The following is a 21429-nucleotide window of genomic DNA, read 5'->3' as shown; positions in this document are numbered from 1 at the left end:
TGGTGTGAATTTTGGCGATTAACGCACAAGAAATCAGCGCTTTAATTAAGCAACAAATTGAAAATTTCCAGCCAAATTTTGACGTCACGGAGACCGGAGTCGTTACCTATATCGGTGACGGGATTGCGCGTGCTCATGGCCTTGAAAATGCAATGAGTGGTGAGTTGTTGATTTTTGAAAACGGCTCTTACGGAATGGCGCAAAACTTGGAAACGACGGATGTCGGGATTATCATCCTTGGAGACTTCACGGATATTCGTGAAGGAGACTCGATTCGTCGGACTGGTAAAATCATGGAAGTCCCTGCTGGGGATGCCCTGATTGGTCGGGTTGTCAATCCTCTTGGTCAGCCAGTGGATGGCTTGGGAGACATCGTGACAGATAAATTCCGTCCAGTTGAAACACCAGCTCCTGGTGTTATGCAACGGAAATCTGTATCAGAGCCTCTACAAACTGGGTTGAAAGCCATTGATGCCCTCGTTCCAATTGGACGAGGCCAACGGGAATTGATCATCGGAGACCGTCAAACAGGGAAAACCTCGATTGCCATCGATACCATCTTGAACCAAAAGGATCAAGATATGATCTGTATCTATGTAGCAATTGGACAAAAAGAATCAACGGTTCGGACACAAGTAGAAACACTTCGCAAGTATGGAGCCATGGATTACACCATTGTGGTAACGGCATCAGCCTCACAACCGTCTCCATTGTTATTCCTTGCACCTTATGCAGGGGTTGCGATGGCCGAAGAGTTCATGTACAATGGTAAACACGTTTTGATCGTCTATGATGATTTGTCAAAACAAGCCGTTGCTTACCGTGAATTGTCCCTTCTTCTTCGTCGTCCGCCAGGACGGGAAGCCTTCCCAGGAGATGTCTTCTACCTTCACAGCCGTTTATTGGAACGTTCTGCGAAAGTATCAGATGAATTAGGTGGTGGTTCCATCACTGCACTTCCAATTATTGAAACACAAGCAGGAGATATTTCTGCTTATATCGCAACCAACGTGATTTCGATCACAGATGGACAAATCTTCTTGCAAGATAGTCTCTTTAACTCAGGTATTCGTCCAGCCATCGATGCGGGATCCTCTGTGTCACGGGTTGGTGGATCAGCTCAAATCAAGGCTATGAAGAAGGTTGCGGGGACTCTCCGTATTGACCTAGTTTCCTACCGTGAGTTGGAAGCCTTCACTAAGTTTGGTAGTGACTTGGATGCTGCTACTCAAGCCAAGTTGAACCGTGGTCGCCGGACTGTAGAAGTCTTGAAGCAACCGGTCCATGAACCATTAACTGTCGAAAAACAGGTGGTGATCTTGTATGCTTTGACACATGGATTCTTGGATAGTGTACCAGTTGATGATATCCTTCGCTTTGAAGAGGAATTGTTTGCCTTTGTAGAAGCGCATCATCCAGAAATCTATGAAACCATTCGTACGACCAAAGATCTTCCAAGTGAAGAAACAATGGATGCAGTGATTACTGACTTTGTCAACCAATCAAGTTTCAAATAGAAATAGGAGTGGCAGATGGCAGTTTCTTTAAATGATATCAAAAATAAAATTGCATCGACAAAGAATACCAGTCAAATTACAAATGCTATGCAGATGGTATCTGCTGCCAAACTTGGGAAGTCTGAGCAAGCTGCAAAGGACTTCCAAATTTACGCATCTAAGGTTCGTAAACTATTGACAGACCTCTTACATGGACACGAGGCTGAAAATGCTAAGTACCATCCATTTTTAAAGAGTCGTCCGGTCAAAAAGTCTGCTTATATTGTCATCACTTCTGACCGTGGACTAGTGGGAGGCTACAACGCCTCTATCCTCAAGTCAGTCATGGAATTGAAGGAAGAATACCATCCAACGGGTGAGGATTTTGAAGTCATCTGTATTGGAAGTATTGGGGCAGATTTCTTTAGAGCAAGAGGCATTCAGCCGGTTTATGAACTACGTGGCCTAGCGGATCAACCAAGCTTTGATGAAGTGCGGAAGATCATCAATAAGACAGTCCAAATGTATCAAAATGAATTGTTTGATGAATTGTATGTCTGTTATAATCACCACGTCAATAGTTTGACCAGTCAATTGCGGGTAGAGCAAATGCTTCCGATCATTGACTTGGACCCCAATGAAGCAGATGAAGATTATATTTTGAATCTGGAGTTGGAGTCAAACCGCGATGCGATTTTGGATCAATTGCTTCCACAGTTTGCGGAAAGTATGATTTATGGAGCTATCATTGATGCCAAAACAGCTGAAAATGCTGCCGGTATGATGGCCATGCAAACCGCAACAGACAATGCCAAGAAGGTAATTGATGAATTGACCATTCAATACAACCGTGCTCGTCAGGCAACCATTACGCAAGAAATTACGGAAATTGTTGCAGGAGCGAGTGCGCTTGAGTAGTTGATTCGATGCACATTTTAACAATAAAAAAATAAGCTTGATCGCAGTTATTAACAAGCTTAGAAACTTAATAGAATAGGAGGATGACATGAGTTTAGGCAAAATTTCTCAGGTTGTAGGTCCTGTCGTTGACGTAGCTTTTGCTGCGGGCGATAAACTCCCTGAGATTAATAATGCGCTTGTAGTCTATAAAAATGACCAACAAAAATCAAAAGTCGTTCTTGAAGTAGCTCTTGAACTTGGGGATGGTGTCGTTCGCACCATTGCCATGGAATCAACAGATGGCTTGACTCGTGGGATGGAAGTATTGGACACTGGTCGTCCAATCTCTGTACCTGTCGGAAAAGAAACTCTTGGACGGGTCTTTAACGTCTTGGGAGATACCATTGACTTGGAAGAAGCATTTCCAGAAGATGCTCCTCGTGAATCCATTCATAAAAAAGCTCCATCCTTTGATGAGCTTTCTACTTCAGAAGAAATTCTTGAAACAGGGATCAAGGTCATTGACCTCTTGGCCCCTTACCTGAAAGGTGGGAAGGTCGGCCTCTTCGGTGGTGCCGGAGTTGGAAAGACCGTCTTGATTCAAGAATTGATCCACAATATTGCTCAAGAGCACGGTGGGATCTCTGTATTTACCGGAGTTGGAGAACGGACCCGTGAAGGGAATGACCTTTACTGGGAAATGAAAGAATCTGGCGTTATCGAAAAAACAGCCATGGTCTTTGGACAAATGAACGAACCACCAGGAGCACGGATGCGTGTAGCTCTTACTGGTTTGACTATTGCAGAATACTTCCGTGATGTAGAAGGGCAAGATGTTCTCTTGTTTATCGACAATATCTTCCGTTTCACCCAAGCCGGTTCAGAAGTATCAGCCCTTTTGGGACGGATGCCTTCTGCCGTGGGTTACCAACCGACCTTGGCAACTGAAATGGGACAATTGCAAGAACGGATTACCTCAACCAATAAAGGTTCTGTTACATCGATCCAAGCCATCTATGTGCCAGCCGATGACTATACAGACCCTGCCCCAGCAACCGCCTTCGCCCATTTGGACTCAACGACCAACTTGGAGCGTAAATTGGTTCAATTGGGGATTTACCCTGCCGTTGACCCATTGGCATCTAGCTCTCGTGCCCTTTCTCCAGACATCGTCGGAGAAGAGCACTATGCAGTGGCTTCTGAGGTCAAACGCGTCCTTCAACGCTACCATGAGCTGCAAGATATCATTGCCATCTTGGGGATGGATGAATTGTCTGATGATGAAAAGACCTTGGTGGCTCGTGCCCGTCGTATTCAATTCTTCTTGTCTCAAAACTTTAACGTGGCGGAACAATTTACTGGTCAACCAGGTTCTTATGTACCGGTTGCAGAAACTGTTCGTGGCTTTAAGGAAATTTTGGATGGGAAGCATGATCACTTGCCTGAGGATGCCTTCCGTGGTGTCGGTTCGATCGAAGATGTGATTGCGAAAGCTGAGAAAATGGGATTCTAAGAAGAGGTGAAAGATGAGTCAAATGAACGTCCAAATCGTTACACCGGATGGACTGGTTTATGATCATCATGCCGCATTTGTATCTGTCAAGACAATTGATGGTGAATTAGGGATTTTACCTCGTCATATCAATACCATTGCGGTTTTGGCTGTAGACCAAGTCAAGGTCCGTCGGGTCGATGACGAAAAACACATTGATTGGATCGCCGTGAATGGTGGGATTATCGAAGTGGCAGATAATGTCATTACCATCGTAGCGGATTCGGCGGAACGCGCTCGAGACATTGATATTAGCCGGGCTGAGCGTGCAAAAATGCGTGCTGAAAAAGCCCTTGAAGAAGCCAAAGATCAACATTCTGTTGATATGGAGCGTCGTGCAAAAATTGCCCTTCAACGAGCTATTAACCGGATTAATGTCGGAAATCGATTATAAAAATAGAAAGAAGTTGATTAAATCGACTTCTTTTTTTTGAATCTAAAGAATATGAAAGGAAAGTTTTTCTTATGGTATAATAGAGGTATGATTCAAATGATTTTTACTTTTTGCAGTCACCTATTATTTATTTTCTTCGCCTACCACCTTCTTTCAACGGTGGTTCAGTGGGAGCGTTTTTTAAAGGTAAACGCCGAAACAGCCGTAAAAATTCGGCTTCTTATTTTATTGATCAGCATTAGTCTTGGCTATTTGACTAGTAGCTTCTTTATCAGTATTTATGAATTCAGTCGGCAGTTGTTTAACGGGAACTTTTAGCTTCTTTTTTAATGAATTTATGGTATGATAGTAGTCGTGACTGAATGAAATGGAGTAATAACAAGTATGGATAAAATTATTGTAAATGGTGGTCAAAATCGCCTAGTTGGAACTGTGAAGATTGAAGGAGCAAAGAATGCAGTCCTTCCCCTTTTAGCAGCAACTGTTTTGGCCAGTGAAGGAACAACAACTTTGACCAATGTTCCTGTTTTATCTGATGTCTTTACAATGAACAATGTCGTTCGTGGCTTGAACACTCAAGTTACGTTTGATGAAGAAACCAATACAGTAGTCGTTGATGCGACGCAACCATTAACAGAAGAAGCACCTTACAAATATGTCAGTAAGATGCGAGCTTCGATCGTCGTTTTAGGTCCTGTCTTGGCCCGGAATGGTCATGCCAAAGTTTCCATGCCAGGTGGCTGTACCATTGGAAGTCGTCCAATCGATTTGCACTTGAAGGGCTTGGAAGCCATGGGAGCGAAAATCACCCAAACAGCTGGTTACATTGAAGCAAAAGCAGATCGTCTTCAAGGAGCTCATATCTACATGGATTTCCCATCCGTAGGTGCCACCCAAAATATCATGATGGCAGCAACCTTAGCAAATGGAACAACGGTTATCGAGAACGCGGCCCGCGAACCTGAGATCGTGGACTTGGCCTCTCTGTTGAATAAGATGGGAGCTAAGGTACGTGGAGCAGGTACAGAAACCTTGACGATTGTTGGGGTAGATCGTTTGCATGGAGCGGTTCACAATGTCGTTCAAGACCGAATTGAGGCAGGAACCTTCATGGTTGGTGCAGCCATGACAGGTGGAGACGTTTTAATCGAGGATGCAATTTGGGAACACAACCGTCCTCTTCTGTCCAAAATGCAAGAAATGGGTGTTGAGGTAACAGAAGAAGAAAATGGTATTCGCATTCGCTCAGATGTCTCTAAATTGAAACCAGTAACGGTAAAAACCTTGCCTTATCCAGGCTTCCCTACAGATATGCAAGCCCAATTCACTGCTTTGATGGCCATGGCTTCTGGTGAATCAACAATGATTGAAACGGTCTTTGAAAATCGTTTCCAACATTTGGAAGAGATGCGTCGGATGGGCTTACACTCAGACATTATGAGAGATACAGCCCGCATCCAAGGTGGAGCTAGCTTACAAGGGGCTGAAGTGATGTCGACAGACTTGCGTGCTAGTGCGACCTTGATTTTAATGGGGCTTGTGGCTGAAGGAGAAACCAAAGTGAGCAAGTTAACCCACCTTGATCGTGGATATTTTAAATTCCATGAAAAATTGGTGGCTCTTGGAGCAGATGTACGTCGTGTGAAGGAAGATGATGATGAAAACTAAATTAAAAGCAATCGGAAAACAATTGGGGATCGTCTTATTGGTTCTTACCATTCTAGCGATTGTCTTTGCCCTTGGCTTGGTCATTGGATATGGTGTCATTGGCAATGGGAAGGATCCTTGGTCCATTCTCTCGCCAGATACCTGGAAGGAAATCCTTCAGAAATTTTCAGGTAAGTAACCATTTATCAAAAAGAGGAGCTTGAGATCGTGATCCCAGGCTCTTTCCCATTCAGTAGAAATAGAGGAAACCATTGTGGCAAACGATCAACAAAAACCACTTAAAATGAAAAAATCGAGACAAACCTTACTAGGCTTGGTGGTAGCTGCAGCTCTCTCAATCGGCGGGTATTATTTTAGTCAACCCCAGCCAATCGCCAGTCACTCTCAAGTTCAAACGGTTGTTACTTCGAGTCAAGAAGCAACACCGAGTAAGGAACTAGCGGAGAGTGTTCTGACAGATAGTGTTCGAGCTAAACTAGGAAAGAACATTCAATGGAACGAAGCAGGCGCTTTCATCATTAACCAGAATAAAACCAATCTGGATGCGGATGTTGCGAGTCTCCCTTATGCAGATACCAAGACAAAGACTGTAAAAGGACGAGAAATTCCCACGGTTGCCAACGCTTTGATGACCAAGGCGACTCGTCAATACCAAAAAAGAGAACAAATGGACATAGATTGGGCCCCAGCTGGTTGGCACCAAGTAACCAATTTAGCTGGGGAATATGACCATGCGGTTGATCGGGGACACCTTCTCGGCTATGCCTTGATTGGCAACTTAGATGGATTTGATGCTTCAACCAGTAATCCAAAGAATATAGCTGTCCAAACAGCTTGGGCTAACCAAGCGCGTGATAGAGACTCTACTGGTCAAAATTATTATGAAACCCTCGTTCGCAAAGCATTAGATAAAAATAAGCGGGTCCGCTACCGGGTGACCCTCCATTATGCTACAGAACAGGATTTAGTTCCCGTCGGTAGTCAAATTGAAGCAAAATCTAGTGATGGAAGTCTAGAGTTTAACGTTTTTGTACCAAATGTTCAAAGTGGAATTAGTTTGGATTATCGTACTGGAAAAGTAACAGTGCATCGCTAAGCTGCGTATAAAAGAAGAAGAAGGATGGAAAGGATTCAGTTGGCTTTGCTGTCAACTGGATCTTTTTCCTTTCATGACGTCACCCTTTAGCTTATTTTAAGAAAAGTAAGGTATATTATTGTCTTCTAGACCTAAACAGAGGTCTTCCCAAGGAAAGGAGGAGCTTGTGAGAACTATTATAGCCATGATTCGTTTTCTAATACGGGCCATTTGGAGTCTTGTTTGGGGCTTGTTTTGGACCCTAGCCCTCAGTTTTTCCCTACTGGTTGGTGTTCTATTCTTTAGTGGCAAAACCGGTAGCGGGATAGATGGGGTTAGTCGCGCAGCCCAAACGGTTGTCACGCAGGTGGATGCTTACTTTCATCGAACTGGTCCTTTGCTAGGTCCGGGAAGTCCATCTGCTCAAGAAGGTCTTGCAACAGATGGCCATACCTCTACAGGAGCAAGGTGGGATCATGCAACTGCAAAAGTTTATCTAGATCCTGCAATGGATGAGACTTTTACTCTTGCTTATGAGGAAGCTCTTGAGTCTTGGAATCAGACAGGGGCTTTCACTTTCCAACTTGTTACCAGTGAAGAAGAGGCAGATATCCTCTTGACAGAGATGGATGATAGCACCGTTTCTGCAGCAGGTGAAGCAGAAACCCAGACCAATGTTTTAACCAATCGTTTCAAACGGGTGATTGTTCGTTTAAATCGCTATTACCTATTAAATAAGCAGTACAACTATTCCCATCAACGGATTGTGAATACAGCTGAGCATGAACTAGGCCATGCTATTGGTTTGGACCATAATGAGGAAGAGTCTGTCATGCAGTCAGCTGGTTCCTTTTATAGCATTCAAGCGAGGGATATTGAGGCTGTTCGTCAACTATACAAGGAGTAAGGATGATCAAACGCTTACTGTATCTTATTCGAACCTTTCCAGAACAAGTGGCACTCTCCGTGTTTAACTCTGGAATCTTTCTTTGGATATTCCAAAAAGGTCAATCAATTTCCCATGAATTAGGCATTCAACAGGCTTGGGAAAACTATGCTCCTGGAGGGAATCCGTCAATTTTTCGGGGACAATAAGGAAGCTGTTCAAGCTTTCTTCTCCCATTTGGCCATTACTTGGCTGATTGGCTCTATGATAATCCTGCTTGTGATTCGCTTTGTGAAGGGAGTCATCAAATGGGGCTTGTTTTTGCTGGTGATTGGCATCGGGATTTTCCTAGCCTATCAGTACAGTCAAATGGCTTCCAATGTCTCAGCGATTTAAAAAGTAAGGAAAGGTCAAGCGCATCTAGCGTTTGGCCTTTTCTTCAATTGTCAATTTGTCAAAAGTAAGGTACAATGAAACTATGATTATTTTACAAGCCAACAAAATTGAACGCTCTTTTGCAGGGGAGGTTCTTTTTGATAACATTAGCCTGCAAGTGGATGAACGGGACCGGATTGCCTTGGTCGGAAAGAACGGAGCCGGCAAATCCACGCTCTTGAAAATCTTGGTCGGAGAAGAAGAGCCGACTTCTGGGGAAATCAATAAAAAGCGTGACCTTTCCCTCTCTTATCTAGCTCAGGATAGCCGCTTTGAGTCATCCAATACCATCTACGATGAGATGCTCCATGTCTTTGACGATCTCCGTAAGACGGAGAAAAGCTTGCGGCAGATGGAGCTGGAGATGGGGGAAAAAACTGGTGCTGACCTAGAAAAACTCATGCAGGATTATGACCGGCTATCGGAAGAATTCCGTCAAGCTGGTGGCTTTACCTATGAGGCAGATATCCGCGCCATTTTAAACGGCTTCAAGTTTGATGAGTCCATGTGGCAGATGAAGATTGAAGAGTTATCTGGTGGGCAAAATACCCGTCTGGCTCTGGCCAAGATGCTCTTGGAAAAGCCAAATCTCTTGGTACTGGATGAGCCGACCAACCACTTGGATATTGAGACCATTGCCTGGTTGGAAAATTACTTGGTCAATTATAGTGGGGCCCTTCTCATTGTCAGTCACGACCGGTATTTCCTAGATAAGGTCGCTACCATTACTTTGGATTTGACCAAGCATTCCTTGGACCGCTATGTCGGCAATTACTCCAGCTTTGTCGAGCAAAAAGAGCAAAAGCTTTTGACCGAAGCCAAGAACTACGAGAAACAACAAAAAGAGATTGCAGCGCTCGAAGACTTTGTTAATCGTAATTTGGTGCGGGCCTCAACCACCAAGCGGGCCCAGTCTCGTCGCAAGCAGTTGGAAAAAATGGAGCGCCTAGACAAGCCCGAAGCTGGGACCAAGTCTGCCCATATGACCTTCCATTCTGATAAGACCTCTGGCAATGTCGTCTTGACAGTAGAAGAGGCGGCCGTCGGCTATGATGATCAAATCCTGTCCGAGCCGATCAATCTGGATATCCGTAAGATGAATGCGGTCGCTATTGTGGGACCAAATGGAATCGGGAAATCTACTCTTATCAAGTCTATTGTCGGGCAGATTCCTTTCATCAAGGGGGAAGCCCGTTTTGGGGCCAATGTCGAGGTGGGCTACTATGACCAGACCCAAAGTAAACTAACCCCTCACAACAGTGTCTTGGATGAGCTCTGGAATGACTTTAAGCTGACACCAGAAGTAGAAATTCGCAATCGCCTAGGAGCCTTCCTTTTCTCAGGGGACGATGTCAAGAAAACCGTCGGCATGCTGTCAGGTGGAGAGCGCGCGCGCCTGCTCTTGTCAAAGCTGTCTATGGAGAATAATAACTTCTTGATTCTCGATGAGCCGACCAACCACTTGGACATCGATAGCAAGGAAGTACTGGAAAATGCCTTGATTGATTTTGATGGGACCCTGCTTTTTGTCAGCCACGACCGCTACTTTATCAATCGGGTAGCGACACAAGTTTTGGAACTCTCAGAAGAAGGCTCGACCCTTTATCTAGGAGACTACGATTATTATTTGGAGAAAAAAGCAGAGTTAGAAGCCCTTGCTGCAGCGCAAGCAGAAGCTGAGCCCGCTTCTTCAACGGAAGAAGTCACCAGCAATGATTATCATCTGCAAAAGCAAAATCAGAAGGAACTCCGTAAAATCACCCGCCGCATTGAGCAATTGGAAGCAGAGATGGAAGAGCTGGATCAAAAAATCCAAGCCATCACCGAAACCATGCATAGCACCAATGATGCAGCCGACTTAGTTCAACTCCAGAGTGACCTGGACCAACTGACTGTCCAGCAGGAAGCAGTTATGGAAGAATGGGCAGAACTGTCAGAGCAGGTGGAATAAATGGAAGATTTAGGCAAAGTTTTTCGTGAATTTCGAATCAGTAAAAATTATTCGTTAAAAGAAGCTGTAGGCCACCAATGAAACCGGCGAACTCATGGAGAGCCAGCAGCAAATCGACCAGCTGACCGCCGCCCAAGAAGAAGCCATGATAGAATGGGAAGAATTAGCGGAGAAAGTCTAGTTTTCTAATTTGCCTAAGGAGAACATTGTGATGACTGAAAATGATTGGTTTATGAAGCAGATTAAAGGTGTAGCCGATATAATTGGTACAACTTTGCGCCTGCAGATTCAGAATTTAGATTTGGGGCAGTATGAGGATGAGGAAGGAAAACTCATCAACGGGAATCACTATCTTCAGCAAGTTCTGGAAGAGCAGCGATTTGCAGAGGCCATTTCTTTTGTTGAAGAGCAGATGAAACGCCTACCTCTTCATCAGTATGATTTATTGGTTGATTGGCTGATTTCCTACTTAAGACAATTAGATGTTTCCGTGAAAGAAGATCAAGGATTCTACGAAGGGTACTTGCAAGAGTTAGAAAGGCACTTAAAGGAATTTAAGTGGTAATCAGATGGAAGATTTAGGCAAAGTTTTTCGCGAATTTCGAATCAGTAAAAAATATTCATTGAAAGAAGCTGCAGGAGAAGCTTGCTCGACTTCCCAATTATCCCGTTTTGAATTGGGGGAGTCGGATCTGGCTACGTCGCGCTTCTTTGAAATTTTGGACAATATCCATGTGACGATTGAGAATTTTATGGATAAGGCCAGAAATTTCCAACACCATGAGCATGTGGCCTTGATGGCTCAGATTATTCCATTTTACTATTCAAATGACATTGCGGGTTTTCAAAGGCTTCAAGGAGAACAACTGGAAAAGGCTACAAGTTCGACCAATCTCCTTTATTTTGAATTGAACTGGATCCTACTACAAGGGCTCATTTGCCAGAGAGATGCTAGCTACACGATGAAGCAAAGTGATCTGGACAAGGTGGCGGATTATCTCTTTCAAACGGAAGAATGGACCATGTATGAGTTGATCCTCTTTGGCAATCTCTATAGCTTTTATAATGTGGATTATGTCACTCGGCTTGGTAGAGAAGTGATGGAGCGGGAAGATTTCTACAAGGAAATTGGTCGCCATCGAAAACTGGTCTTGATTCTAGCTCTGAATTGTTACCAGCATTGTCTAGAACATCGTTCTTTCGAAAATGCCAGCTATTTTGAGCCTATGTAAAAAAGATTATCGGGAAGAGCATCAAACTCTACGAACGCAATGTCTTTCATTACCTCAAGGGATTTGCCCTCTATCAGAAGGGGCAAACAGAAGAAGGGAGTCAGCAAATGCAAGAGGCTATGCATATTTTTGATGTGCTAGGTCTTCCAGAGCAGGTAGCTTACTATCAAGAACACTTTGATAAATTTGTAATAGATGAATGTTCCTAAATAGGAGAGAGATAAAGGAGATTTTATGAACCGACATGCGGTCCAATTAATTAGTCGTGGAGCGATTACCAAAATTGGAAATATGCTCTATGATTATGGAAATAGTGTCTGGCTGGCCTCAATGGGGACTATAGGAAAGACGGTATTAGGAATCTATCAGATTTCTGAGTTAGTGACAGGGATCCTCGTGAATCCTTTTGGAGGGGTGATTTCAGACCGTTTTTCTCGTCGCAAGATTTTGATGACGACCGACTTGGTGTGTGGTCTCCTGTGTTTGGCGATTTCTTTTATCAGGAACGATCGTTGGATGATTGCGGCCCTGATTGTTGCCAATATTGTTCAGGCCATTGCCTTTGGTTTTTCTCGACCTGCCAATAAAGCCATTATTACAGAAGTTGTGGAGAAAGAAGAGATTGTAACCTATAATGCGCACTTGGAGCTGGTCTTACAAGTTGTTAGTGTCAGTTCTCCCGTGCTTTCTTTCCTAGTTCTACAATTTGCCAGTCTCCATGCGACCCTCTTACTAGATGCTCTGACCTTTTTCATTGCATTTGTCCTAGTGGCATCCCTTTCGAAAGAAGAAGCCAAGGTTCAAGAAAAGAAACAGTTTACGGGGAAAGATATTTTTTCTGATATCAAGGAGGGGTTAGACTATATCTGGCATCAGAAAGAGATTTTCTTTCTCTTGTTGGTGGCTTCCGGCGTTAATTTCTTTTTTGCGGCTTTTGAGTTTTTACTTCCATTTTCCAATCGACTCTACGGGGGCAAGGGGGCTTATGCGACCATCTTAACATTGGGAGCTATTGGATCTATTCTAGGAGCATTTGTTGCCAATAAAATTACATCAAGTATGAAAATTCTCCTGTTTTTACTGATCATGGCAGGTGTAGGAGTGTTCATGATGGGCTTGCCTCTTCCGACTTATCTTTCCTTTTCGGGAAATCTGGTCTGTGAATTTTTTGTGACCATTTTCGACATCCACGTTTTTACTCAAGTGCAAACCAAGGTGGAAGATGATTATCTAGGTAGAGTATTGAGCACAATTTATACCTTGGCTGTTCTCTTTATGCCCATCGCCAAAGGTTTGATGACTTGGTTGCCAAGTGTCCGAGTAGAATCCTTTCTCCTGATTGGAGCTGGAGTTATTCTCTTTTCACTCTTGGCTCAGCTAGTAGCTAAGCAGCTTCAATCAAAAGAACAGTAAGTATCCTATTATAAAATTGTAATTTATTATTTTTCCCAAATAAGGGACAAAATGAAAACCTCTTTCATGAACTGATACAATAGTTTCAGAAAATGAAGGAGGTTTTTTTGATGAATCGACATGCAGTCCAATTAATTGCTCGTGGGGCGATTAATAGAATGGGAAATATGCTCTATGATTATGGGAATAGTGTCTGGTTGGCCTCGATGGGGACGGTGGGAAAGACGGTATTGGGGATTTATCAAATTTCTGAGCTTGTCACCTCTATTTTAGTCAATCCATTTGGAGGCGTGATATCAGACCGTTTTTCTCGTCGCAAGATTTTGATGACGACCGACTTGGTGTGTGGTCTCCTTTGTTTGGCGATTTCTTTTATCAGGAACGATCGTTGGATGATTGCAGGCCTGATTGTTGCCAATATTGTTCAGGCCACTGCCTTTGCATTTTCTCGTACGGCCAACAAAGCTATCATCACTGAGGTCGTAGAGAAGGACGAGATTGTGACCTATAATGCCCGCTTGGAGTTGGTCTTACAGGTTGTCGGTGTTAGCTCACCTGTGTTCTCTTTCCTTGTTTTACAATTTGCCACTCTCCATGCGACCCTCTTACTGGATGCACTGACCTTTTTCATCGCCTTTGTCCTAGTGGCATCCCTTCCGAAAGAAGAAGCCAAAGTTCAAGAAAAGAAACGGTTCACGGGAAAAGATATTTTTTCGGATATGAAAGATGGACTAAACTATATCTGGCATCAGAAAGAGATTTTCTTCCTTCTTTTGGTGGCTTCCAGCGTCAATTTCTTTTTTGCAGCCTTTGAGTTTTTACTTCCCTTTTCCAATCGACTCTACGGAGTCAAGGGCGCTTATGCGACCATCTTAACTTTGGGGGCTATTGGCTCCATCATCGGAGCCTTGATCGCCAATAAAGTTAAATCAAGCATGGAGATGCTTCTCTTCTTATTGATTTTAACAGGAGTGGGAGTGTTCATGATGGGCTTGCCTCTTCCTCCTCTTCTATCCTTTTCTGGAAATTTGGTCTGTGAACTCTTTATGACGATTTTTAATATTCACTTTTTTACCCAAGTGCAAACAAAGGTGGAAGGAGACTATCTGGGCAGGGTCTTAAGCACTATTTTTACCCTAGCCATTCTCTTTATGCCCATCGCTAAAGGCTTGATGACTTGGTTACCAAGTGTCCGCATGGTATCTTTTCTTTTCATTGGTGCTGGCGTTATTCTCTTTTCACTCCTAGCTCAAGTAGTCGCCAAGCAGCTACAAGCAAAAAATGATTAGAACAACATGAAAAAAGCACCGATTGGTGCTTTTTAGTTTTCGATTTGTTTGATTTTTTCTTCTTTATCACCTGACATCTTTTGTCCTAGTTGTTTTTTCGCGGTTTTTAACTCATGTTTTAATGAGAAATTTTTTGGAAGGCTGACTAAGAAAGTCACAAGCGAACCAAGAAGGACACAAACCAGAATCAAAATGATAAGAGGGAGTTTAAATTGGACCAGCAAAAAGTTCACAGTCACCGTTTGCATATTGGCCAAGGAAATAATCGCTATAAGCAAGACTGCAATCAGTAGTGCAACATATTGTAGTTTTCGTTTATTCATTTTGTCTCCCTATTCTTCTAATTCAGCCTTGCTTTTCACATCAGTATATTCTTCTGCTTTTTCAAGGCTTAAGATATCATTGTAAGTTGCTAAGACGATGTCTTGTCCATATTTTTTCTTCAGAGCTGTTGTCACCAAGCGATAGGCCAAATTGGCGTTGCGAGAGAGGATAGGACCGTGGAAGTAGCTACCAAAGACGTTTTTGTAATGAACGCCTTCGCACCCATCTTCTTTATTGTTCCCATTTCCGTAGACGACCTTGCCTAGCGGTTTTTCATCCTCTGCCAAGAAGGTCCGACCTTGGTGGTTTTCAAAACCATAGTAGGTCTCGTTGAACTCTTCATTATGGATTTTGATGTCGCCAATATAGCGATTGTTTTCTTGGTTGAGAGTGTAATGTCCCATAATACCAAGGCCCTCAATGCGCTTGCCAGAGGCTTCAATGTAGTACTGGCCTAGAAGTTGAAAGCCACCACAGATAGCAAGGACCACACCATCTTCATCAATAAAGCGTTCGATGTCTTCTTTTTTATCTGGTAGATCTTCTGATACAATGGTCTGTTCGTAGTCTTGACCTCCACCGAAAAAGGCGATATCGTAGGCATCAGGGTCGAACCGGTCTTTGAGAGAAACGATATCCACAGTGACATGAGCTCCAAGTTTTTCCGCAACGTACTTGAGCATGAGGATATTCCCATTGTCCCCGTAGGTATTCATCAGATTCCCATAAAGATGGGCAATTCTCAATTCGTATTGGTAGTTTTCCTGATCAGGGGATTGTAGTGAAGTATACGTCATTAATTCATCTCCTTTTCAATCAGGTGTTCTTGAGCTAGCAATTCACGGAATTCTAGCATGGCCGTATAGGTGGCTAAGATATAGGCGTGAGGAGTTTCCTGTTGCTGGATGCGTTGGAAGACTTCTTTTAATTCAGCCATTTCTGTGATCTTTTCAGCCGGATAGCCTGTAACCCGAAGTCGTCGAGCAATTTCAGAGTGGCGTACCCCTCCGGCGTTGATCTCTGGGATGTCCATTTGGGTGATTTGCTCAAAGTCCGCATCCCAGATCCAACTGGTATCGATCCCATCAGCATAGTTAGCATTGAGAAGAACAGACAAGCTGAAAGGATATGGAGCTAGTTTGATCATTTCAATAGCCTGAGTAGCTCCAACCGGATTTTTGATCAGGACTAAGGTACATTCCTTGTCTCCAATCTTAAAGCTTTCCTGACGACCAAAGACAGCCTTACTCTTGTCGAAACCACGCTTAATGACGTCTGGGCTTACTTCAAAATAATGGGCAACAGCAACTGCAGCGAGGGCATTATAAATATTATAGAGGCCCCCGATATTGATGTGGTAGTTTGTCCCGTTGATTTTAAAGTGAGAAGAAGTATTGGTCAGCTCGGTCAATTCATTAACTGCCACAGTCAATGGAGGACGATGGAAGCCACAGCTTTCACAAATGTAATCTCCCAGATTGGCATAGGTGTTTAATTGGTAAGTTAAAATACTGTGACACTCTGGACAAACGATTCCTTCCGTATTGTAATGAGCTAGCTGCGGAGCAGTTTTTTCCGTGTCAAAGCCAAAATATTGAACGGGATTTGGTAGGGGAAGGGTATGGAAAAGAGGGCTATCCCCATTCATCAAAACAGTCGCTTGTGGCGCTTTTTTAATCCCATCTAAAATCATCCGATAAGTCGTGTAGATTTCCCCATAGCGGTCCATTTGATCCCGGAAAATATTGGTGATTACAAACAAGGTCGGAGTGATATAGTCACAAATTCGAGACAGGCTGGCTTCATCGATTTCAAGAACAGCAATTGGACGACCAGAAGAACCTTTTGCGTTCAAGAAAGTAGTCGTAATCCCTGAAATCATATTGGCACCACTAGGATTGGTCACGATAGGTCCGAAAGCCTCCTGAAGAATGCCAACAGTGAGAGCAGTTGTTAGGGTTTTCCCATTCGTACCAGTGATAACCACAATTTCGTAGTTCTGGGCCAGGTATTGTAAAATGTCTTTATCAATTTGGAGGGCGATTTTTCCAGGAAGGGTAGAGCCACGACCAAGCAAGCGCAAGAGGTGACTACTCGTTTTTCCGGCAATAAGCCCTATACTAGTCTTAATCTTCATAATTCATATTTTATCACAAAAACCAACAGAAGGTTACAGAAAAATCTGTTGAAACATGATATAATGATGTAGAGTAGTTTGAACGCGCTATCCATTTGCTAGAAGCCTTGCTGTTTCTAGTAATCATCCACAATTGTTAGCTGCGTGAAAAGCCTAGAAGAGAAGTGGTAGGTATGAGATTGTGAACATCCAACAATTGTCAAATCCCCAGTATTGGGCCAGTTTATTTCCCACTCCATGGAGTGTGGTTGTCAACCTTATTGACATTGCCCTAGTAGCCTGGTTATTGTATTATTTTATAAAAGCTATTGTCGGCACTAAAATTATGATTTTAGTCCGTGGTGTCTTGACCTTTTTCTTATTTGAGTTAGTTGCCAATATGATTGGTCTGACGACCATTTCTTGGTTGATCAACCAAATCATCACATACGGGGTCATTGCTGCGGTAGTGATTTTCTCTCCTGAAATTCGGACGGGATTAGAACGATTAGGTCGAGCAACTGAATTTTTCTCAACCAACCAGATTAGTACAGAAGAAAAATTGGTTCAATCCTATGTAAAAGCCGTTGCTTATATGAGTCCTCGAAAGATTGGTGCCTTGGTTGCTATTCAAGGGAGTAGAACTCTCCAAGAATATATCTCCACAGGTATTCCCCTCGATGCAGATGTTTCGGGCGAACTTCTGATTAATATTTTCATCCCCAATACCCCGCTTCACGATGGGGCAGTGATTGTCACCAATGATAAAATTGCTGTATCTTGTGCTTATCTCCCCTTAACAGAAAGCACGGGAATTTCAAAAGAGTTCGGTACGCGACACCGGGCAGCCATCGGCTTGTCTGAGGTAAGTGATGCCTTCACCTTTGTTGTTTCAGAAGAAACGGGTGGTATCTCCATTGCGAGAAATGGGAGCTTTAGACACGACCTTAGTATCGAAGAATTCGAACAAGAATTGCGTTCCTTCATTATTCCAGAAGATCAAGGAAAAAAAGATTTGAAATCAAGAATTTTTGGAGGACGTATCAAATGATTCCAAAAAGAAAAATTGTCTATATTGTGACATCAGTCTTTTTCTCAAGTCTCTTATTCATCATTGCCACCTCTGTTAATTTCCAGAATAACAGTAGTGCGCGTCAAGTGAGCTCTGAAACTTACACGAACACCTTAACCAATATTCCGATTGATGTAAAATATAACGATAGTAAATATTTTGTTAGCGGGATTAGTTCAGAAGTAACAGTTTTTCTTAAGGGATCTAACCGTGTCGCCTTAGCATCAGAAATGCAGGCTAGTACTCGTAAATTTAAAGTGGTAGCTGATCTTAGCAATCTGAAAGAGGGCCAGCATGAAATCACCTTAAAGGTCGAAGACCTGCCTTCAGGATTGACTGCAACCATCGAACCTCAGAAAGTTACTGCAAAAATTGGTAAGAAAAAAACGAAAAAGATTGATGTTTCCGTCACGGTACCAGACAAACAAATTGCCCCAGGGTGGAGTCTCTCACATGTTACTTTTTCTGACGATAAGGTCTCTGTAACCAGCGACCAGGACACTTTAGCCAAAGTTGATCATGTAGAAGCCATCTTCCCTGAAGGAGATCTTTTAAACAATACCTACACGGCAACCGTCTCCTTAAAGGCGGTAGATAGCGAGGGGAATGATTTACCTGTCATTATCTCTCCATCCGAGCTATACATGAAGATTGAGTTGAAACAGACAGGTTCTAGCTCGTCGTCATCCAGTTCCTCATCAAATAATAGCAATTAATAAAGATTCATCGAAAGGATTATCATAATGGGTAAATATTTTGGAACGGACGGAGTCCGTGGAGAAGCAAACGTCGAATTGACGCCAGAGTTGGCCTTCAAGCTCGGTCGATACGGAGGTTATGTCCTCAGTCAACATGAGCAAGAAACTCCACTTGTTTTCGTAGGACGAGATACCCGTATTTCTGGTGAAATGTTAGAAAGTGCTCTCGTAGCAGGTCTCCTATCTGTAGGGATTAAAGTTTATAAATTGGGTGTAATTGCAACACCAGGTGTAGCTTATTTAGTTCGTTCTGAAGGTGCAAGTGCTGGGGTCATGATTTCTGCCAGTCATAATCCAGCCCTAGACAATGGGATTAAATTCTTTGGGAATGACGGCTATAAATTAGACGATGACCGTGAACTAGAGATTGAAGCCTTATTGGATGCGGAGACTGATACTCTTCCTCGTCCTAGTGCAGAAGGTCTTGGAACAGTGATGGACTATCCTGAAGGACTTCGTAAGTATCAAGAATACTTAGTTTCAACTGGAACCCAGCTTGAAGGAATGCACGTGGCTTTGGATGCTGCGAATGGTTCCGCATCTACAAGTGCCCGCCAAGTATTTGCTGACTTAGGAGCACGCTTGACAGTTATTGGAGAAAGCCCAAATGGTCTCAATATCAATGACCAAGTAGGCTCTACCCATCCTGAGGCTTTGCAAGAGGCTGTCCGAGAATCTGGTGCGGCCATTGGTTTGGCTTTTGATGGAGATAGTGACCGTTTGATTGCAGTTGATGAAAATGGAGACCTAGTTGATGGTGATAAAATCATGTACATTATCGGGACCTACCTTTCTGAGAAGGGCCTCTTAAAAGATAACACTATCGTAACGACGGTTATGTCCAATCTAGGCTTCCATAAGGCTTTGGATGCCAAGGGCATTAACAAGGTTGTGACTGCTGTCGGAGACCGCTATGTGGTCGAAGAGATGCGGAAGTCTGGTTACAATCTAGGTGGTGAACAGTCTGGTCACGTGATTGTCATGGACTACAATACTACTGGGGATGGTAAGATGAGTGCCGTTCAATTGACCAAGATTATGCAAGAAACTGGTCGTACTTTATCAGATCTTGCATCAGAAGTTACCATCTATCCTCAAAAATTGGTCAATATCCGTGTTGAAAACAGCATGAAAGATAAGGCTATGGAAGTTCCTGCCATTCGCGCGATTATTGAAAAAATGGAAGCTGAAATGGCTGGGAATGGTCGTATCTTAGTGCGTCCAAGTGGTACCGAACCTCTTCTTCGTGTCATGGCAGAAGCTCCGACTGATGAAGAAGTGGATTACTATGTAGATACAATTGCCGCTGTGGTCAAAGATGAAATTGGTCTTGAAGATTAAATAAAGAAGTGAACTCTCCAAGCGAGAGTTGAGGAGGTCAATATGAAATATTTACGTCGAATCATGTGGTCCCTAGCCCTTGTTGCTACAGTTCTCTTTTCGAATGCTTTTGTTCAAACTATTCAAGCGTCTGAAGTCCTGTCTTATACGCAAACAGCTAGTCTGACCAAGGAAAACCAAGTAGTAACCAGTGGAACTACAGTTTTAACAAACGAAAAATTGTCCGCTACCATCAATGTAGCCTTTCCAGATACACAAGCCATTCAAGCAGGAGATACCCTGACCTTGTCTTTGCCGAAAGAATTAACCTTCTATACAGCTCTCGAATTTGATGTGGTGGAAGAAGGTCAAACAAATGGTCAGACAGTTGGGAAAGCTGTTGTCAATACAGCAAACAAGACCGTAACCGTTACTTTTAACGATTACTTTGCTTCCCACCCACTCAATAAACGCGTAGCTTTGCGTTTTGATGTGAAAGTGGATCCAGAGGTTGTTACAAAAACATCCCCATTGACTTTTAAAATTGGCAATACAGATTTTTCATTAAACTACGAAAAAACAGATGGTCAAGCTGGTGACTATGAAATGAAATATGGCTACCAAGACCAAAAGGATCCAACGATTGTAAAATGGCGGATTATCTTAAATGCTCGTCAAGATATTCTTCGTGGAATGGTCATTAAAGATCAATTTGGAGATGGCTTGACACTGGTAGAAGGTAGTTTCCGTGCGGTTCGCTTTAGTTCAGTAGAAGGTGGCATTAGAAATGAAGCCCATATTTTAAGTCTGCCAGTTTTAGACAATTTCAGTAAAAAAGCTGTCTTCGACAAGAATGAAGCTGGTCAGATTACAGGATTTACAATTGACTTTGGAGATAATTACAATTGGCCAATGTACATCGAATACTCTACTAAAGTAGCTCCTGGTACAAAAGTTGGTGATCTCGTTCATAACACCTTGACATGGAAAGCAACCAATTTCCCAGAGCCACGTAGCTTAACACGAGAAGTGAGATTGGAAACAGGTTCTGGAGAAGGACTGGGTGAGAAAGAACAAACGCCACCGACACCAAGTTCTAGTTCTTCATCAAGCTCATCCTCTTCATCAAGCTCATCCTCTTCATCGAGTTCTAGTTCTTCATCAAGCTCATCCTCTTCATCGAGTTCTAGTTCTTCATCAAGCTCATCCTCTTCATCAAGTTCTAGTTCTTCATCAAGCTCATCCTCTTCATCAAGTTCTAGTTCTTCATCAAGCTCATCCCCTTCATCAAGCTCTAGTTCTTCATCAAGTTCATCTACGACAACAACGACATCAAAACCTTCCGATCCGACTACAACTGAAAACAACGATATTCCAAAAACAGGTAAGAAAAAAGTTCTTCCAAGTACAGGTGAAAAGATGATGCCTGTGATTATCCTGGTTGGTATCTTGGGCTGTGCAGTTGGCTTTACTGTGTTACGGTCTAAGAAGTTAACAAAATAATCCTCGTATTTAAAAGGCTGGATTTTTCCAGTCTTTTTTGTTGCC

The 21429-nt window shown here is 43.1% G+C and carries 20 protein-coding genes and 2 pseudogenes; 19 read left to right on the top strand and 3 right to left on the bottom strand.

The genetic code is table 11. The features are described 5' to 3' along the window. Nucleotides 1-11: 11 nt before the first annotated feature. From atpA to K1J10_RS02595, 15 genes and pseudogenes are all read left to right on the top strand, one after another. Complete coding sequence (gene atpA, locus K1J10_RS02665; protein ID WP_223355782.1) at nt 12-1517, top strand: F0F1 ATP synthase subunit alpha; 1506 nt, start codon at nt 12-14, stop codon at nt 1515-1517. A 15-nt stretch (nt 1518-1532) separates the two neighbouring features. Then, nucleotides 1533-2414 carry a F0F1 ATP synthase subunit gamma gene (locus tag K1J10_RS02660; RefSeq protein ID WP_223355781.1) on the top strand — a complete coding sequence of 294 codons (882 nt, stop codon included), beginning with the start codon at nt 1533-1535 and terminating at the stop codon, nt 2412-2414. A gap of 88 nt (nt 2415-2502) precedes the next feature. Next, nucleotides 2503-3909 carry a F0F1 ATP synthase subunit beta gene (atpD, locus tag K1J10_RS02655; protein ID WP_006596622.1) on the top strand — a complete coding sequence of 469 codons (1407 nt, stop codon included), beginning with the start codon at nt 2503-2505 and terminating at the stop codon, nt 3907-3909. 13 nt (nt 3910-3922) lie between these two features. Beyond that, nucleotides 3923-4342: a F0F1 ATP synthase subunit epsilon gene (locus K1J10_RS02650; protein WP_125335373.1), complete on the top strand. Its 420-nt coding sequence runs from the start codon at nt 3923-3925 to the stop codon at nt 4340-4342. A gap of 87 nt (nt 4343-4429) precedes the next feature. Further along, a complete protein-coding gene (locus K1J10_RS02645; protein WP_040803274.1) occupies nt 4430-4660 on the top strand; it encodes a DUF1146 family protein in 231 nt (76 codons plus the stop codon). 66 nt (nt 4661-4726) lie between these two features. Then, nucleotides 4727-6010, top strand: coding sequence for a UDP-N-acetylglucosamine 1-carboxyvinyltransferase (murA, locus tag K1J10_RS02640; protein ID WP_048789652.1), 1284 nt, complete (start codon nt 4727-4729; stop codon nt 6008-6010). After that, nucleotides 6000-6188 (top strand): DNA-directed RNA polymerase subunit beta, encoded by a 189-nt coding sequence (locus tag K1J10_RS02635; RefSeq protein WP_006596916.1) that lies wholly within the window; start codon nt 6000-6002, stop codon nt 6186-6188. The genes murA and K1J10_RS02635 overlap by 11 nt, the downstream gene beginning before the upstream one ends. A gap of 105 nt (nt 6189-6293) precedes the next feature. After that, on the top strand, nt 6294-7106 hold the full coding sequence (locus K1J10_RS02630) for a DNA/RNA non-specific endonuclease (RefSeq protein ID WP_223355789.1): 813 nt from the start codon (nt 6294-6296) through the stop codon (nt 7104-7106). A gap of 166 nt (nt 7107-7272) precedes the next feature. Next, nucleotides 7273-7992: a matrixin family metalloprotease gene (locus K1J10_RS02625; protein ID WP_223355780.1), complete on the top strand. Its 720-nt coding sequence runs from the start codon at nt 7273-7275 to the stop codon at nt 7990-7992. A gap of 2 nt (nt 7993-7994) precedes the next feature. Then, a pseudogene (locus K1J10_RS02620) lies at nt 7995-8367 on the top strand (hypothetical protein). Nucleotides 8368-8449: 82 nt separating this feature from the next. Continuing rightward, nucleotides 8450-10357, top strand: a complete 1908-nt coding sequence (locus K1J10_RS02615; protein ID WP_223355779.1) for an ABC-F family ATP-binding cassette domain-containing protein — start codon at nt 8450-8452, stop codon at nt 10355-10357. Nucleotides 10358-10568: 211 nt separating this feature from the next. Then, nucleotides 10569-10922 (top strand): hypothetical protein, encoded by a 354-nt coding sequence (locus tag K1J10_RS02610; RefSeq protein WP_223355778.1) that lies wholly within the window; start codon nt 10569-10571, stop codon nt 10920-10922. Between the two features lie 4 nt (nt 10923-10926). Then, a pseudogene (locus K1J10_RS02605) lies at nt 10927-11798 on the top strand (Rgg family transcriptional regulator). Nucleotides 11799-11823: 25 nt separating this feature from the next. Continuing rightward, the gene (locus K1J10_RS02600; protein ID WP_223355777.1) at nt 11824-13002 is read left to right on the top strand and encodes an MFS transporter; all 1179 of its coding nucleotides are present in this window, start codon (nt 11824-11826) and stop codon (nt 13000-13002) included. A 110-nt stretch (nt 13003-13112) separates the two neighbouring features. Continuing rightward, nucleotides 13113-14291, top strand: a complete 1179-nt coding sequence (locus K1J10_RS02595; protein ID WP_223355776.1) for an MFS transporter — start codon at nt 13113-13115, stop codon at nt 14289-14291. A 32-nt stretch (nt 14292-14323) separates the two neighbouring features. Here the strand turns inward: K1J10_RS02595 and K1J10_RS02590 are convergent, their stop codons facing one another. The 3 genes from K1J10_RS02590 to murT are packed head-to-tail and all read right to left on the bottom strand — an operon-like array spanning nt 14324 to nt 16752. Further along, the gene (locus K1J10_RS02590; protein ID WP_048689338.1) at nt 14324-14614 is read right to left on the bottom strand and encodes a LapA family protein; all 291 of its coding nucleotides are present in this window, start codon (nt 14612-14614) and stop codon (nt 14324-14326) included. 9 nt (nt 14615-14623) lie between these two features. Next, nucleotides 14624-15412: a lipid II isoglutaminyl synthase subunit GatD gene (gene gatD / locus K1J10_RS02585; RefSeq protein ID WP_223355775.1), complete on the bottom strand. Its 789-nt coding sequence runs from the start codon at nt 15410-15412 to the stop codon at nt 14624-14626. Beyond that, a complete protein-coding gene (gene murT / locus K1J10_RS02580) occupies nt 15412-16752 on the bottom strand; it encodes a lipid II isoglutaminyl synthase subunit MurT (RefSeq protein WP_223355774.1) in 1341 nt (446 codons plus the stop codon). The genes gatD and murT overlap by 1 nt, the downstream gene beginning before the upstream one ends. Nucleotides 16753-16933: 181 nt before the next feature. On the opposite strand from murT, the gene cdaA reads away from it, so the two are divergent. From cdaA to K1J10_RS02560, 4 genes are read left to right on the top strand one after another with little or no spacing between them, the layout of a single operon-like run. Next, nucleotides 16934-17782, top strand: coding sequence for a diadenylate cyclase CdaA (gene cdaA / locus K1J10_RS02575; RefSeq protein ID WP_129822207.1), 849 nt, complete (start codon nt 16934-16936; stop codon nt 17780-17782). Further along, a complete protein-coding gene (locus K1J10_RS02570) occupies nt 17779-18519 on the top strand; it encodes a CdaR family protein (protein WP_223355773.1) in 741 nt (246 codons plus the stop codon). Before cdaA ends, K1J10_RS02570 begins: the two co-directional genes overlap by 4 nt. Before the next feature lie 27 nt (nt 18520-18546). Further along, entirely contained in the window at nt 18547-19902 is a 1356-nt protein-coding gene (gene glmM, locus K1J10_RS02565) for a phosphoglucosamine mutase (RefSeq protein ID WP_223355772.1), read from the top strand. Nucleotides 19903-19944: 42 nt separating this feature from the next. Continuing rightward, a complete protein-coding gene (locus tag K1J10_RS02560) occupies nt 19945-21384 on the top strand; it encodes an Ig-like domain-containing protein (protein WP_223355771.1) in 1440 nt (479 codons plus the stop codon). Nucleotides 21385-21429 lie beyond the last annotated feature (45 nt).

Source organism: Streptococcus australis (assembly GCF_019930045.1).
Classification (GTDB): domain Bacteria; phylum Bacillota; class Bacilli; order Lactobacillales; family Streptococcaceae; genus Streptococcus; species Streptococcus australis_D.
Note: the sequence above shows the minus strand (reverse complement) of the source record. Positions and strands in the feature narration are given on the sequence as shown.